At 57.4% G+C, this 14,780-nt stretch carries 20 protein-coding genes; 9 read left to right on the top strand and 11 right to left on the bottom strand.

Going from position 1 to position 14,780, the window contains the following annotated elements; genetic code table 11:
* The coding region (locus WKI84_RS11505) for a universal stress protein (protein ID WP_337863700.1) at positions 1–192 on the top strand (192 nt) is incomplete at its 5' end.
* A 17-nt stretch (positions 193–209) separates the two neighbouring features.
* Here WKI84_RS11505 and WKI84_RS11500 read toward each other — a convergent pair.
* From WKI84_RS11500 to WKI84_RS11490, 3 genes are all read right to left on the bottom strand, one after another.
* Positions 210–620, bottom strand: coding sequence for a hypothetical protein (locus tag WKI84_RS11500; protein WP_337863699.1), 411 nt, complete (start codon positions 618–620; stop codon positions 210–212).
* Positions 621–732: 112 nt separating this feature from the next.
* Positions 733–1,359: a hypothetical protein gene (locus WKI84_RS11495; protein WP_337863698.1), complete on the bottom strand. Its 627-nt coding sequence runs from the start codon at positions 1,357–1,359 to the stop codon at positions 733–735.
* A gap of 66 nt (positions 1,360–1,425) precedes the next feature.
* Positions 1,426–2,082, bottom strand: a complete 657-nt coding sequence (locus tag WKI84_RS11490; RefSeq protein WP_337863697.1) for a CBS domain-containing protein — start codon at positions 2,080–2,082, stop codon at positions 1,426–1,428.
* Positions 2,083–2,184: 102 nt separating this feature from the next.
* Here WKI84_RS11490 and WKI84_RS11485 point away from each other — a divergent pair, with 102 nt between their 5' ends.
* The 6 genes from WKI84_RS11485 (at position 2,185) to WKI84_RS11460 (ending at position 7,518) form a co-directional block, all read left to right on the top strand.
* Positions 2,185–2,694 carry a CBS domain-containing protein gene (locus WKI84_RS11485; RefSeq protein WP_337863696.1) on the top strand — a complete coding sequence of 170 codons (510 nt, stop codon included), beginning with the start codon at positions 2,185–2,187 and terminating at the stop codon, positions 2,692–2,694.
* Positions 2,695–2,716: 22 nt separating this feature from the next.
* Positions 2,717–3,217, top strand: coding sequence for a universal stress protein (locus WKI84_RS11480; RefSeq protein WP_337863701.1), 501 nt, complete (start codon positions 2,717–2,719; stop codon positions 3,215–3,217).
* Between the two features lie 32 nt (positions 3,218–3,249).
* Positions 3,250–4,647: an amino acid permease gene (locus tag WKI84_RS11475; protein ID WP_337863695.1), complete on the top strand. Its 1,398-nt coding sequence runs from the start codon at positions 3,250–3,252 to the stop codon at positions 4,645–4,647.
* On the top strand, positions 4,647–5,348 hold the full coding sequence (locus tag WKI84_RS11470; protein WP_337863694.1) for a VIT1/CCC1 transporter family protein: 702 nt from the start codon (positions 4,647–4,649) through the stop codon (positions 5,346–5,348). The genes WKI84_RS11475 and WKI84_RS11470 overlap by 1 nt, the downstream gene beginning before the upstream one ends.
* Positions 5,349–5,721: 373 nt before the next feature.
* Complete coding sequence (locus WKI84_RS11465) at positions 5,722–6,267, top strand: RDD family protein (RefSeq protein ID WP_337863693.1); 546 nt, start codon at positions 5,722–5,724, stop codon at positions 6,265–6,267.
* Positions 6,268–6,621: 354 nt separating this feature from the next.
* On the top strand, positions 6,622–7,518 hold the full coding sequence (locus WKI84_RS11460; RefSeq protein WP_337863692.1) for a CBS domain-containing protein: 897 nt from the start codon (positions 6,622–6,624) through the stop codon (positions 7,516–7,518).
* Here WKI84_RS11460 and WKI84_RS11455 read toward each other — a convergent pair.
* Entirely contained in the window at positions 7,496–8,554 is a 1,059-nt protein-coding gene (locus WKI84_RS11455; protein WP_337863691.1) for an NAD(P)-dependent alcohol dehydrogenase, read from the bottom strand. The two genes, WKI84_RS11460 and WKI84_RS11455, sit on opposite strands and share 23 nt — an antisense overlap.
* Before the next feature lie 119 nt (positions 8,555–8,673).
* Between WKI84_RS11455 and WKI84_RS11450 the strand changes: the two genes are divergently transcribed.
* Positions 8,674–8,904 (top strand): hypothetical protein, encoded by a 231-nt coding sequence (locus tag WKI84_RS11450; protein ID WP_337863690.1) that lies wholly within the window; start codon positions 8,674–8,676, stop codon positions 8,902–8,904.
* A 40-nt stretch (positions 8,905–8,944) separates the two neighbouring features.
* Here WKI84_RS11450 and WKI84_RS11445 read toward each other — a convergent pair whose 3' ends face one another.
* The 5 genes from WKI84_RS11445 to WKI84_RS11425 all read right to left on the bottom strand — a co-directional run bounded on the left by WKI84_RS11445 (position 8,945) and on the right by WKI84_RS11425 (position 11,331).
* Positions 8,945–9,517, bottom strand: a complete 573-nt coding sequence (locus tag WKI84_RS11445) for a hypothetical protein (RefSeq protein ID WP_337863689.1) — start codon at positions 9,515–9,517, stop codon at positions 8,945–8,947.
* A 292-nt stretch (positions 9,518–9,809) separates the two neighbouring features.
* Positions 9,810–10,229 carry a hypothetical protein gene (locus WKI84_RS11440; protein WP_337863688.1) on the bottom strand — a complete coding sequence of 140 codons (420 nt, stop codon included), beginning with the start codon at positions 10,227–10,229 and terminating at the stop codon, positions 9,810–9,812.
* Positions 10,230–10,260: 31 nt separating this feature from the next.
* The gene (locus WKI84_RS11435) at positions 10,261–10,422 is read right to left on the bottom strand and encodes a hypothetical protein (protein WP_337863687.1); all 162 of its coding nucleotides are present in this window, start codon (positions 10,420–10,422) and stop codon (positions 10,261–10,263) included.
* 68 nt (positions 10,423–10,490) lie between these two features.
* Positions 10,491–10,619, bottom strand: a complete 129-nt coding sequence (locus tag WKI84_RS11430; protein WP_337863686.1) for a hypothetical protein — start codon at positions 10,617–10,619, stop codon at positions 10,491–10,493.
* A gap of 79 nt (positions 10,620–10,698) precedes the next feature.
* Complete coding sequence (locus WKI84_RS11425; RefSeq protein ID WP_337863685.1) at positions 10,699–11,331, bottom strand: TetR/AcrR family transcriptional regulator; 633 nt, start codon at positions 11,329–11,331, stop codon at positions 10,699–10,701.
* An 86-nt stretch (positions 11,332–11,417) separates the two neighbouring features.
* On the opposite strand from WKI84_RS11425, the gene WKI84_RS11420 reads away from it, so the two are divergent.
* On the top strand, positions 11,418–12,230 hold the full coding sequence (locus WKI84_RS11420; protein WP_337863684.1) for a hypothetical protein: 813 nt from the start codon (positions 11,418–11,420) through the stop codon (positions 12,228–12,230).
* 75 nt (positions 12,231–12,305) lie between these two features.
* Here the strand turns inward: WKI84_RS11420 and WKI84_RS11415 are convergent, their stop codons facing one another.
* Positions 12,306–12,710 (bottom strand): hypothetical protein, encoded by a 405-nt coding sequence (locus tag WKI84_RS11415; protein ID WP_337863683.1) that lies wholly within the window; start codon positions 12,708–12,710, stop codon positions 12,306–12,308.
* A 343-nt stretch (positions 12,711–13,053) separates the two neighbouring features.
* Positions 13,054–14,742, bottom strand: coding sequence for an Ig-like domain-containing protein (locus WKI84_RS11410; protein WP_337863682.1), 1,689 nt, complete (start codon positions 14,740–14,742; stop codon positions 13,054–13,056).
* Positions 14,743–14,780 lie beyond the last annotated feature (38 nt).

The following is a 14,780-nucleotide window of genomic DNA, read 5'->3' as shown; positions in this document are numbered from 1 at the left end:
GGCGTCAGGGTGGACTTTGTGCTGGGGGTCGGCTCGCCGGCAGACGAGATAGTCAGGATCGCAAGGAGGCTCAAGGCTGACCACATCGTCATGGGGAGCAGGCAGTTAAAGGGCGGCGGCCTCAAGGCCATCGGCAGCGTCGCAAGAAAGGTGTCAGAGACTGCAGACTGCCCTGTCACCATCGTGCGCTAGAGGCGCGGCCGCCAGGCTCAGAACTGGATGGTAAGCGACCTAATCTTTTTGCTGTGCGGGTTGAGGACAAACGCAAACCTGCCCCTCACCTTGTCGCCTTTTTCAAAAGTGACCGTGGCCGTGGCCTTGCTGTCTTCGTCGCCGTCATCATCACCGCTGCCGCCGCCATTGCGGTGGCCTTCCCTCAGCTGGTGAGGGTCAAGCTGTATCCGGCGGCGCATGTCGCTGTTTGCCATGAGCACCACCTTCAGAAAGGGCTCTATCTCCGACCGCCCGCGCAGGACCTCAGACCGGCTGAAAGGCTCCCTGACGGTTGCGTCGTATTCAAAGAGGTCCAAAAGCCCTGCAAGGTCTTTGGAGTCGATGAGCTTGAAGAACCTCCTCACCACGTCCTCGACCGTGCGCGGCTGCGACCTGGGTTCGCTCATTTTTTTGTGCACCCTTTTGCCTGAACACAGCTTCGCCCCTACAATAGATAACCTGTAGGTATGCAGTGCCATGCAGAGCTCTCTTTCTTTCCTACCTTTTTCTTCTTCTTCTTTACCGCAGCACGACCGAGGCAATCGTGGTGTTCGGGGTGACGCTGATCTCGGCCCGGACGTTTGCCAGCTTTTCAAATATCAGCGTCAGGAGCTCCTTTGTAAAGAGCGACCAGTTCTCGCCCAGCTCGTGCTGGATGACAAAGACGTGCCTGTCAGAGCCCTCTATGCGGTGGTCGGACTTTATCCCGGAGACCTTCATGTACTCCTGCAGCACCGAGAGCACGACCCAGAGGTTGTACTGCTTTTTCATAAAGAGCACGGAATCCTTCATGAGGTCAAAAGCGATCCGGGCCGCCTGCCGGATGATGTCTGCCCTGTAGTGCTCGATGTCTTTTATCCCCTCTGCCCTTGCTATCGCGATCGACTGGTCGATGAGAATGGAAAGCATCGCCTTTGGAACGGGCATCATCCCGATCTTGTTCTCGTACCTGTCCCACTCGGCGTACCGCTTCAACACCTGGTTGACAAGCACGTTGAGAGATATCTCGCGGCTGTCAGACTCGGCTTGGAGCTCGTCGATTACCGCCGAGTCCACCCTGAACGTGACGCTGCGGGTCTTGCGATCCGGCTGGCGGCTGCTACTGCTTTCCACTCTTGCGCCTCTCTCCTCTTTCTCCAACGCCACCAGTACAGGGCGGCTGTTGAATTAAAGCTTTGGCCGGGACTGACGCCTCTTTTTTTATTTATCTCTCTACATCTGTCGCAGGTCGCCTTCGAGCAGGCCGGCCCCGATGTGCAGCCTGTCTATATGCTTTGAGAGGTCCTGCTTGCCTTCAAACGAGGAGCCGCAGTACGGGCACACCACCGCCAGTGCCGCCTTGCCGGAAGAGGACGGTACAGAAACCACGTCGGCAAGCTCGACGCTCCTGCTTGGCATGTTGCCTACCACCGACTTGAGGGTGACAAGCCCGAGCATCGCCTTTTCTTTTCCCACCCCGGCGCCGGGGGCGACCACTGGCAGGCGCCTTATGCCTTTCTGCCTCATCAGAGAGATTGCGTCCCGGACCGTGGCAGAGCCGTCGATCGTGACCAGGGGCGAGCTCATGACATCCTTGAGGGCTACCTTGAAGGGCCCCCTGCTCTCTGCCACCACCCTGTAGAGGACGTCGCGCTCTGTCACTATCCCCACCGGGACCCCCTTGCGGCTGACAAACACGCTTGACACGTCGTTCTGGCGCATGATCTTGACCGCCTCGGCCACGGTGGTCGACTCGTCCAGCATCACGACCTGCTTTTCTGCGACGTCGGCCACCTTTCTGTCAAGGTAACTGTTACTGTTACTACCACCGCCACTACCAACACTACTACTACCGCTATTGCTGCTGCTTTCGGACGCTCCTCGACCCATGTGACCGGGATGCATGGAGGCCGATATAACGTAGGTGTATGCAGTGCAATGCACTAGAAACCCAAGTGTCAAATATTTTGCATTACCAACAAGAGCACGTATATGAGCATAGAGTCGATGCCAGTTTCCAGCATAATGACCAAGCAGGTCAAGACGGCAAGGGAGGGGCAGACGATAAGGGCAGTCGCAGCCATGATGACAGAGCACGGCATCGGGAGCATAGTTGTGACTGGGGAGGACGGCGTGAGCATCAAGGGCATCATAACCGAGCGCGACATTGTCAAGCTGGTCGGGTCGCCGCAGACGTCTTTTGCGGCGCCGGTAAAGGACGTCATGAAAAAGCCGGTGGTGACTGCCCACGTCATGACGTCGCTTCGGGACGCCATACAGGCAATGGAGGCAAGGAACATACGCAGGCTGCCCGTTGTAGACAGCGGCGGCAAGATGGTCGGGATAGTGACGGACAAGGACATTTTCAGGGCGATAATAAAGAGCCAGGCGCTTCTCTCGGGGATCCTCAGCGACAACGTGCTGGTCGAGTACAAGCCCATGTACGAAAGGCTCAGCGAGTTCATGATGAGTGAGATATACCTGCCAGGCGGCAGGGAATGAGATGGGATGAGATGATGCTTTGATGCCGCCGCCATCATCATCACCATCACCACCATCATCATCCTCGCCGTCACAGGCCCCTCCAAAGCCGGCAAAACCGTCGCCCTCGCGCATCCTTGTCGCAGTCGACGGGTCTGCGTGCGCAAAAAAGGCGCTTGACGCGGCGCTGGAGATGGCCCGCGAGATGGGCGCGACGGTCTACATCCTCATGGTGGTGGAAAAGCTGCCGCTCGTGGCCGCCCGCAGGGACATGATGGCGTCGGTCGAGGCGCTCATGGAAAAGGACGCAAGGGTGCTGCTGGCAGACTATGCCACCCTGGCAGAGAGGCGCGGCGTCAAGGCCGAGACGATAGTGGCAAAGGGCCACCCCGCCAACATCATCCTGTACACGGCCAAGGCAAAGGGCGCAGACATGATAGTCGTCGGCAGAAGGGGGCTTGGAGGTTTCAGGGGCCTGCTGATGGGAAGCGTGTCGAGCGCGGTGCTGCAAAACTCTAAAGTGCCAGTCCTTGTCATCAAGTAGTGAGAAAGATATAAGGAGCAGCAGAGCACCTGTTGGCAAAGGAAGGCGCGCAGCTTAGGCAGGGGATCGGCCTTTTCCAGGCGATAATGTACGGCACCGGCCTGATACTTGGGGCGGGCATCTACGTCCTGATAGGCGACGTGGCAGGCATCGCAGGCAACGCGATGTGGATCTCGTTTGTGATTGCCGCCGTGATAGCGGCCTTTACCGGCCTCAGCTACGCCGAGCTGTCGTCAGTATTCCCCAGGAGCGCGGCCGAGTACGTGTACGTCAAGAGCGCGTTTGGCAGCGAGCTCTTTGCGTTCGTGACCGGCTGGCTGGTGGTGTTCGTGGCCCTCGTCTCTGCCGCGGCGGTGGCCATAGGCTTTTCAGGCTATTTCGCAAGCTTTGTGCCGGGGGCAAACCCGGTTCTCGTGGCCGCGCTCTTGGTGGCAGGGCTCTCTGCGGTGAACTTTGTCGGGATAAGAGAGTCGGTGTGGACGAACACGACGTTTACGATAATAGAGATAGCGGGCCTGGCCATCATCATCGGGGCGGGGCTGTGGATGTTTTCTTCCGGGCAGCCGGTAGCCACGGTGGACTATTTCGAGATGCCCCCTGCAATCACCTCGCCGGCTCTTGCCGCCGGCGCCCTGCTTGGCGCAGTCGGCCTCGTGTTCTTTGCGTATTTCGGGTTTGAGAACCTGGCAAACGTGGCCGAAGAGACAAAGAACGCGCGCAGGGTGATCCCGGTCGCCCTCGTGGCCTCGATAGCCATCACGACTGCCATCTATGTGCTCGTGGCAGTGGCTGCAGTCGCACTCGCCGGGTGGGAGGCGCTCTCGTCGTCCGACGCGCCGCTTGCCCTTGCCGCAGAAAAGGCTTTTGGCCGTACCGGCACCGTCCTTTTGTCTGCCATCTCGCTATTTGCAACCACGAACACGGTGCTGATGCTCCTCATCGCAGGGTCGCGCATAATGTTTGGCATGTCTGGCTACGGGGCGCTTCCCGCGTCGCTTGCAGCCGTCCACCCAAAGACCAGGACGCCCTACAAGGCAGTGGCTGCTGCCGGCGTGGCTGCAGTCGCAGTCGTCGCGGCGTCGTCTGGCAGGATAGACGCGGTGGCAAGGGTGGCCGTGTTTGGCATCTTTATCATTTACGCGTTTGTCAACCTCTCGCTCATATGGCTCAGGTACAAAAAACCGGAGATGGAAAGGCCGTTTCGCTCGCCGGTGGCGATTGGAAGGTTCCCGCTCCTTGCAGGCCTCGGGCTTGCCAGCTCGGTGGCCATGCTTGCGCAGTTTGACGCCGCGACTGCCGCTGCTGGGGCCGCTGCCGCCGGCTCGGCGGTGGTGGCATACAAGGTTACAGTTGCCGCTGCGGCGCGGCGGCTCCAGAAGAAAGCGAAAAAAGAAAGGAGAGGAGGAGGGCCGGCGGAGGTGGGAGAATAATGAAGTGGCACCTGCAGGATTTTGTATACGGCGCCACGGACGGCGCGGTGACGACCTTTGCGGTGGTGGCCGGCGTGATAGGGGCCTCCCTTTCGCCAGCCATAGTCCTGATCCTCGGCTTTGCAAACCTCTTTGCAGACGGCTTTTCCATGGCAGTCGGAAACTACCTTGCGACCAAGTCGCAAAAAGAGTACATCGACCAGATGAGGAGGAGGGAGGAGTGGGAGATAGACAACCTGGCAGAGCAGGAAAAGCAGGAAATCCGCGACATTTACGCCGGCAAGGGCTTCAAGGACGAGATACTTGAGGAGATAGTGCGCATCATCACCTCGCGCCGCAAGGTCTGGGTGGACACCATGATGAAGGAGGAGCTTGGACTGATAGAAGACGAGAGCAAGCGGGCGCGCGACACCGCGCTAACCACCTTTGCAGCGTTCAACGCCATAGGCGTGATCCCGCTGCTGCCATTTATCGCGCTGTTTGCGTCCGGCGCCACGGCTGCGAGCTCTCAGGACGCGTTCATCTATTCGTCGGTGTTTACCGGGATCGCCTTTTTCATGATAGGCGCGATAAAGGGCAGAATAGTGGACAGGCCGCTTTTGCGTTCTGGAATAGGCACGCTCCTCGTCGGCGGGATAGCGGCCGTCGTCGCGTTCGTGGTGGGCTACCTCTTGAACCTGCTGGTGCGGGCAGGAGGCTAGCAAGGATCGAATGGCTCTACCCTGCCTGAACGCACTAGCATTAAATCCAGAGGACGGCCTACATCGCCATGAAACAATTCTCTTACTTGCAGCCCTGCTTGCGGCAGCATCGGGCCTGCTATCTGCGACGACGGCCTTGACGGACCCATATACAGCAATAACAGCGCCTACGCCCAGGGAGACCAGGTAGTGCATGCATGGCACGCTTGCGGCAAGGAGATGGAAAAAGTAACGGCGGCTGCCAGTTAAAGGCCCCGCAGCCTTCCTTCCTTCCGCTCTCCTCTTTCCTTTCCTCTTTCTTTTTTTTGAAAAAAATACACCGATCCGTTATATCCTCGGAAGTGGTAAGAAGGAAAGATAGAGAGAGAGACATATGAGTTCGGCCCCTACCTCCCCGGAAGGCGCGGCGAGCCAGCCAGAGGTGCTGCTTGCAAAGTGGAGCGACAGGTTCCTTGCGTGGCTCATCGACTTTATCATCGTAAGCATTGTCGTCAATGCTACGTTTGCAGCGGCCGCGTTCCCGTTCTGGTTTGGCAGGATGATGAGCGGCAGGGAGTGGTGGGACGCCGCAGACCCGTTTGGCGGGCCGCTCCACTACGCGGTGACCAGCACGGTGTTCTTTTTCTACTGGCTGTTCTTCGAGTCGACCAGGGGCCAGTCAATAGGCAAAAAGCTGCTAAAGATAAAGACGACTGACCTGTCAGGCAGCAAGGCGCCGGACGTAAAGAGCGCGGCAATCCAGAGCTTTGGCAAGGCGTTCCTTCTGCCCATAGACGTGCTCCTCGGCTGGATATTCACCAACGAAAAGCGCCAGCGCATATTCAACAGGGCAAGCGACACCATCGTGATCAGGTTGAAGGACGGTAGCGGCGGCAGCGGCGGCGAGCCCCAGCCCGGTGTGACATACCGGAAAGACTGACAGTGTACGCGCGGCGCAACACTGGATATATTATTCTAGCAGGACGCCAGAAAGCACAGCATGCCGCTAAAGTTCAGGTGCAGCGACGCGTGGTCCAACTGCGGTTTTACGGCCAGCGCCGAGAGCGAGAGAGAGAGAGATGCGGGACAGGATAGACGCGCAGCGCGACCACGGCATGGACACACCCTGCGACCATCAGCCCAGAGATGAGGAGCAAGATAGCGTCCAAGAAAGATACAGAGCGCCCAGACATCATGGTGACGACGATGACTATGATGGCAGCGAGATGAGATGCAGTACAGTGCAATGCACTAGATTCGCATACTTTATCCCCCGGGTTGCCGTGACCGTGGCGTGGAGCCAGGAGCATCACCGCCACCGCCGCCACCGCCGCCAGCAGCAATGACCTCGCCGGAGGAGGCAAGGACAATAATCGGGGCCGCGCCCCAGATATTCCGCAGGCCGCTGCTGTTCGTAGGCCCCAAGGACCCGATGCTGCAGGTAGCCACGTTCCTTGCCATCGGGCCGCAGATCTATGCAGACGGCCTGGTAGTGCTCGAAGGCGACAGGCTAGCTGGGAGGATAGGCGGCTATGCCCTTGCGCGCCACATACTCGACGCAAGGGAGGGGTGGCTTGACGCCAGGGCAGAAGACATCATGGACCCGCTGGAGCGCCCCGTGCAGTCCGGCGACCCCGTAAAAGCCGCGCTTGACATTTTCAGGGAGACAAAATTCGCGTTCGTGCCCGTGGCCCACGGCGGCAAGGTCGTGGCGTCGCTCTCTGTCAGAGACCTTTTGGGCACGGTGACTTCGGGCGAAAAGGCGGCGCTTCTGGGCTCGCAGGTCGTGACAGGCAACGATGACACGAGCGTGCTTGACTCGCTACGCCTCATGGTCGAAAGGGGCGTCAGGAACCTCGTGTTCATGGAGCGTGACGGCCCCTACGTGCTAAACGACAGGAAGGTGCTGGAATACCTGCTCAGCCACGACGCAAGCGAGAGGTCCACCCGGCACGGGTTTGAAGGCTTTGAAACGGTCAGGGCGAAAGCCCTCGAGCCGGTCAGGGGCGTGCAGGCAGCGGCAGGGGCCACCGCGGCCGAGGCCGCGCGCCTGCTCGCAGACATCAGTACCCCGTGCATATTCATAGACGACAACAGGACGGTGGTAGTGGTGACCCCCTGGGACGTGGTGATGAAAACTGCAGCGGCGGCAGCAGCGGCAGCGACCACTAGTGGTTCTCAGGCACGATGACTGCCCTGCCGGCAATCCGGCCCTCTCTGAGCTCTTCCACAGCTTTATTGATGTCGCCCAGCCGGAACGTCTGCACTACGTGGCGCACCTTGCCCTGAGAGGCGAGCGCGACCACTTCTGCAAGCTCGTTATAGTTGCCCCAAAGCGATCCCGTCACGACGTGCTCGTTTATCACCGCAGGCATGAGCGGGACGGTTATCTTGGACCCAAAGAGGCCGGCCACTGCCAGCGCGCCGCTCCGGGCAAGTATGCTGGCCGAAAGCGCTATCGTGCTCTCTGTCCCGACGCAGTCTACCACCAGGTCCACGCCGCGGCCGCCGGTCAGCTCCATCACCTCCTTGCGCGCCTGCCCAGAGATTGCCACGGCGTGGTCGGCTCCAAGCTTGCTCCTTGCCAGGTCGAGCTTTTTCTCGCTCCTGTCGATGGCGATGGCAAGCGAGTTTGGGCCCAGGAGCTTGGCGTACTGGATGCCGTACGACCCGAGGCCGCCTATCCCCACCACTGCTACTGCCGTGCCGGGAAGCAGGAGATGGCGGAACCTCCTTATCGCCCTGTAAGGGGTCAGCCCTGCGTCTGTCAGCGGCGCAAGCTCTTGCGGCCTGACGTGCGGGCCGGCCTTGACGAGGAACCTGTACGAAGGCACGTAGATGAACTGGGCATAGCCTCCGTCGTAGCGGGAAAGGCCCGGCCACTGCGCCTTGGGGCACATCTGCTCGTCGCCACGCTTGCAGACGGGGCAGGCCCCGCACCCCCACCCGCCAAAGACTGCCACCACGTCGCCTTTTGAAAACATACCGGGTGGGACACCCTTGCCCACTTCCTCGACCCAGCCGGCGACCTCGTGGCCCGGCGTCATTGGGAGCGGAAGCGGTATTGCGTCCTTCCACTCGCCGCCCATGAGGTGCAGGTCGCTGTGGCACAGGCCGGCGCCGCCGACCCTGACCAGCACGCCCTCTCCCTGTCCCGGCGACGTGACAGGCACGCCCTCTTCCACCGCAAGCGGCTTTTGGTATTCGTGCATCCTTGCAGCCAGCATACTATGTTATATCACTAACCGTGCATGGGAGCGGGGGCAGGTTATTTCAGTAATCCGATTGCAGTGCAATGCACAATATTCCCACCGGTTAATAGCACGCCCAGATTGGCTTTTGCGCGATGGTCTGCAAGGGCATGTGCATCCACTACAGGTCCAAGGCCAGGTATTCAGACGCCAACAAGCGCTGCCAGGTGTGCGACATCTTTATCCAGTGGGAGGGGGCAAGGTGCCCATGCTGCAGGTTCATACTGCGCAGCAAGGCAAGGAACCCGAGGCGCCATCCAGAGGGAGAAGAAAGAGGAGAGAGAAGGATAGCCGCTGCAGCAGCGGCGGCAAGGTATGCACTCTAGCGCCATCAAAAGCCATCGAGAGGAGAGGTCGCGCCTGTCGTCACACGGCCTCTTTCTTGTAGTATGCGACGGCGACTGCCGTTGTTGTTGTTGACGATGCCGCGTCCGGGCCAATGCTCACTGTGCGCGTCCTTTCGGTGCTGCCGTCCTCCCAGTGCGAGAACAGGTACTGCCCATAGTCGCTTGCAGTGAGGGAATACGTGCCTGCGCCGCCGACGTAGGTAAACGGAGTATAGCCGCTCTTGACCACAGTAGTAGCAGCAGTGGTAGCAGCAGTGGTAGCAGCCGAGCCTCCAGGCCGCACTGTAGCCCACATGCCGGACAGCTCGGACCCGTTGTCGTCGAGTGCCACCGACTTGACCGTCAGGCTGTACGTCTGTCGCGCCGCGCCCTCCCTGTAGTAGGCAGTCATCACCGAGTCTGCGGCAGACACGGTTCTGTACCTGCTCGTGCTCCCGTTCTCCCAGTGGTCAAAGACATAGCTGCCATAGTCTGCCACCCTCACCACTACCAGCGGGGCGGGCGATGAGCCGGCGGCAGCGGCTGTAGAAAAAGCAAACGGCGTGAACCCCGCCTTGACAGTCGTTGTTCCCCGTCCCGGACTGCGACCCACATGTTCAGGGCTTTACCCGATAGCGAGACTGCGTTTACTTTGACGTTCTGCCCCGCGGTGGTTGTCGTTGTTATCGTCGTCGTCGCCTCTGCACTGCCCGGCACCAATGACAGCGCCGCCGGCAACAACAACAATATCAGCATCAATGACGGCGGCAGGAATGCTACCGTTGTTGTTGTCATTGTCGCCTTGTCCCCGTGTCCTATCATTTTCATACGCTTGGCGACGTGCATGCGTGCATTCCTTATCACGATTCTGGAACCGCATTCTGTACGAGCGCAGCTAAAATTAGTTACCTGTCTTTTTTCAGGTTGTCCAGTATCTCCTGCGCGCTGACCTCGCCCTTTTTGGTCAGGGCAAACAGGTCTTCGCCTTCGCGCTCGCCGTCCTTTTTGACTAGGCCGGCCCTGACCAGCCTGCCTGAAAAGTTGCCGCCTTCAAACCAGCTGCCAAACGCCTTCCCCCAGTCCTGCAGCACCGCCCTGATCTCTGCCTTTGTCATCTGCGGCTTTTTGGTCCAGAGGGCGACAAGTATCAGATCCTGCGTGCCGATCCCGTCCACGTTCTTTGCGATCAGCTGGTCCGCATCCGCAGCAGATGATGATGACGACGTTCTGCCCCCTGTGCCAGAACCCCCTGCCTGCCTCTGCTGCTCCAGCAGGGCCACCCTCTTTTCGAGATCCTGCAGCCTTGCTTCAAAGTCTGAATTCAACGGTCACAGGTAGAGCGGCCTCCCTTTTTTATTACTTTCTTGGCAGCTCTTTCTGCAGCTTGACAAACAGGTCCTTGGCCTTTTTCCTTGCTTCCTCGGTGAGCTCTTCGTTAAAGACGGTGTTGCTCAGGGAGTCGAGAATGACCTGCCACTCGTCTTCAGCCAGCGGAAAGCTCTTTTTTTCTGTGCTCACGGTGCCCCAGTTTTTTGCCGGGGACAATATAATATAATCTTACTAACTCGGACTGCGCGGCAGTGCTACTATGACGAATACTGATCCTCGCCGCCGAGCGACTCCATGTACGCCGCGTGGCAGTCCTTGCACTGGTTGCCTACGAAATTTGATTCGTCAACTTCCTGCTTGCAGTTGATGCATTTCTTGAGCGCCATATACGTCAGCGCTTGACGTGGCAAGCCAGTGATAAGTGTTTGCCACGATATTCAGGAGAAACAGCGAATGTGTCATGGCCTAGGCCGTCGTCCCGCCCAGCGCAGACAGCAGGGTTTTCCGCACGGGCTGCCAGATCCTTTCGTCATCTGCCTTTTCCGGGCTAGTCAGGAGCTGGATCGCAAGGCCGTGGTACAGCGCAAAGAGGATCCGCACCAGCCCTTCGGCGTCGGAAGGGTTTATCCTGATGACGCCAAGCGAGTTTGCAATCCCGAGCAGCACAGTCAGCCTTGTGATAGCCTCGTTCAGCCCGTCTGCAAACACCTTTCTTATCTTGGCGCTGCGCCTGCCGCTGACCCACATTTCAAAGAGCAGCGCAGAAAAGTCGGGGTTCTCCTTCACGTTTTTTTTCAGCACCTCCACCATCCTGTCGGCCAGCTCGGAAGGCGACCTTGCAGAGGAGAGGCTGCCTATAGACGCGTCCCACATGGGCCCAAAGCCAAACGACAGGGCGTTTGCGACCAGATCCTCCTTGTCCTTGAAATAATAGTGCAAGAGCCCCCGGCTGATCCCGGCCCTGTCTGCAATGTCGTTGATGGTCGTGCTCTCGTAGCCCTTTTTTGAAAGCACCTGTACGGCCGCTTCGAGGATCCTGCCTGCCTTTTCCTGCCCGCCGCCGCTGCTGCCTGCTTTCCCCTGCTTTTTCCGTGGCACGCTGTCCCTAACGGGCGCAGGTATTTATTGATAATTGGTTGGACGGCCAACCAAATATTAATAAGCGAGGTGGTGGTAGCACAGCCATGACAGCAGGAACGCTCATCAGCCCGTCCGTGTACGGCCAGCTTGTAGACAGGTACCTTTTCAACTTCCGCGTCGACCCGGACGCGTTGCAGGAGCGCCTTCCGCCGGGCGGATGGCTCAGGCCGAGGCTTGTGAACGGGTCGGGGGTCGTGTCGTTTTGCCTGTTGAGGCTAAAGGGCGTGACATTGTGGCCGCTGCCGACGTTTGCAGGCATCGACTCGATTTCGTGCGCATACAGGTGCGCGGTGACCGACGCGTCGGGCGCGCGGCCAGAGCCTTCCGTGTACATACTTGGGAGGAGCACGGACGTGCCAGTAGTCAGCAGGCTTGGAACGAGGCTTTTTGCCGGCGAGATGCCGCTTGTCAGGGCGTCCATCAACGAGTCTGCTGCCGCCACCGCCACCACAGGCGTCAGCATCGACGCAAGGTACCCGGACGGTCGGCGACTCTTTGCGGCCACCGTCAGGCCGGCGGCAGAGGGAAGCAGGCTGCAAAAATCCAGGCTGTTTGGCACGCCCGGCGAGTTTGTCGCATTCATAAAGGGAGGGCTTTCCAGCTACACCCCTTCGACCAGGCCCGGCCGGTACTCCAGGGTCGACCTGGCAGAGGACTCGAACTCGTACAGGGCGGCAGATGCGGCCATAGGCTACAGCTGGCTTGAAAGCGCATGGAAGGACGCAGGAGTCGAATTTGACAGCGCGTTCCACGCGACAGGCGGCCTGTACAGGCTAAAGTACCTGGGGTCGAAGGAATGGAAGGCCGACAACGATGCGGCTGCGGGGACTGCATACACGCCAGAAAATGCTGCCTAGGGGCAGGACGGAAAAAAAGCGCAGTTCAGGATAGCGACAGTATAGCCATGCAGGACAAAAGAATATGCTGCACGGCTATCTTTTGACCAGGGCCAGTATGCCGCCGATTATCCCAAGTATCGGGCCTATGAAAAAGCCGCCCATGCCAAACAGGCCAACGATGCCTGCGACCAGCACCGCGGCTCCCCACGCGCCCGCGCTTGCGGGCTTTTTGTAGATCGAGTACCCGCCCAGGATCGACACTATGCCGGCGCCTATCGAGATTGCAGACACCACCCCTACTGCCATCCACATGAATGCGCCGGGCGATCCTCCTCCGCCCATCATCATTCCCCATCCCCCGCCGCTGCCACCCATCATTCCTCCGCCCCATCCGGGCATCCCCGCCTGGCTCCATACGCCAAACATAGATAGCGCCAGTATGCCGCCTGCCAGCATCAACGCCCCGCCTATGATCGAAAGTATCGACGAAGGTGGCATGCTTCCAGATTTTGATACGCTCTCCATTCTCTTTCAGGGCTATAATGGATGAACGGGGATATAGGCACAAGGCATGCACTGCAATGCGGTGTATTCCAGCCTTGGCGCCGAATTTCTTTTGTGACGTGTAAATATGATGCAGCGTATTTTACTTTTTATTTGTGGTTGTAGCTGCAGGTGCAACTGCCAAGGAGACATCCCAGGCATGCGTGCAAAGCGGAGCCTTGAAGAAAAGCGGGCCGAGGAACACGGTTCTACAGCGGGTGCGAGTCCTATGACGGCAGAAACCATTGGGGCGGCTATATAACTTCGTGTTTTTTATCTTTAGGCAGGAGCGATCCTGCTATTTTTTGATTATCCTACTTATCACATACCTTATCAGCCTTGCAGAAGATAATGCCGAAATCGCAACAACGGTCAAAACAAGGAAAGATGTAGTTGTCATCAGAGCAACCGGGTTCGCTACAAACACGGATATGACAACAGCTAATATACACGCTCCAGCGAAGATTGTCATAACGCGGTAGCTCATTATTTTTCGCTTGCCAAATCTTTCCGCCGCGAACGCTGCTGGCCAGAAATAAACTGCTCCTATCATTGAGCTGGCAATAATGCCTGCCGTTACGGCTCCGTATTCTCCCGGTATCGAAGAGTATGCTTTTTCGGATACTGACAGAATTCCAAGCAGCGGGTAAATGGCGGTCTTTACAGTTTGCTGCAGCCATGGCTGTCCACGCTCATAATCAGCAACGGACGGGCTGAACGAATAGTACCATGAGTTGAATACATTCATGAAACTGGATCCTGCTGCGGTTGAGAGAATGTGATTATCCCTAAAGTTTCTAAGGAACTGCACCTGAGGGGTTAATTCCGAACCAAACGCCGCCGTTGCGATTAGACAACCTGAAGGGGCAACAGTTAAAGTTACTGCGTTAGTCGCTGACGATAGATAGGCTCCTGACCCTAGGTATTCCGCTGTCACTGAATAAGAGCCATCTTTGTCCATCTTGTAAGTATCAGAAAACGCCCCGTTCGATACAGTCACAGTCCTCTTGATTGGTTCATCGCTGGCATCGTTCTTATTATAGGTCAATACAACCTGCCCTTCATTGACAGGTGGACTTATCGTACCGCTCACAGATACGTCCTGATTTTGTTGGATTTCACTTGGGATCGAAGATATGGTTAGCGTAGTGGGTATGCTCAGTTTCGTACCCTTTATCACAAAGTCAAGTTTTACGCTTCCAATCTCAGGGGCGACGATCGTGCCAGTTATCAGGGAATGAACCAGTATGCCGGTGTCCTTTTCGTAGTAACTGATCATTGTCATGTCAGTAGAAGCATCTCCTTCCACCAGTTTCTTGTTGCCTGAAAACACGAATGCTTTGATATTTGAGCCGCCGATGTTTATGTCAATGATCCTGTCAAAGGCAAGTTGCGAAGGGAACGGATCACCAGAACCTGTTTGGATCGTAAAGTCCTCGTCGATCCCTATTGTTGGAATAAATGTTGACAGAAATGCGTCAGAAATAGTCCGCTGCTCTGCATCAATAGAACCCTTCCCTTTTAGTTTCAGTGTATCCTGTATTCTCCCTTCTGCAGAATTATCTATGACGGTAGTTTTTACCCATTCTATATCACCAATACCGCTGATATCTTCTGCTCCCGCAAACCTCCCAACAACATCCGAGGCAAAGCCGTTCTCAAAGTAACTCTCGATCTCTCTGTTGTCAGAGATCATATTTGCTTCCAGCGCATATGTGACGGACTGATCCTTTATCAGGGTGTTCTTCGTTACGTAAAATGGAATTTCCTTGACTAAATCTCCTTCAAAATAGACTCTTACTTTCCATAGACCCGGATTCTCGGCTGGCTCAAAACCACTTATGTCTATAGCTCCAAAGGAACCATACGTTGTCCCTTCTTTATACCCGAGAATGGCGCGGCTATTCTTAGTAAACTCTGTCTCATAAAGTGAGCCATCAGGCCTGTACCATTTGAAATAAATATCATATGAACTGAACTTTGGCAAATTTCATTTCACCACCGTGTAAACAGCCCATTACTGCA

The organism is Nitrososphaera sp., assembly GCF_037447015.1.
Lineage (GTDB): Archaea > Thermoproteota > Nitrososphaeria > Nitrososphaerales > Nitrososphaeraceae > Nitrososphaera.
The sequence above is the reverse complement of the archived record's forward strand: the minus strand, read 5'-3'. Positions and strand labels throughout refer to the sequence as shown.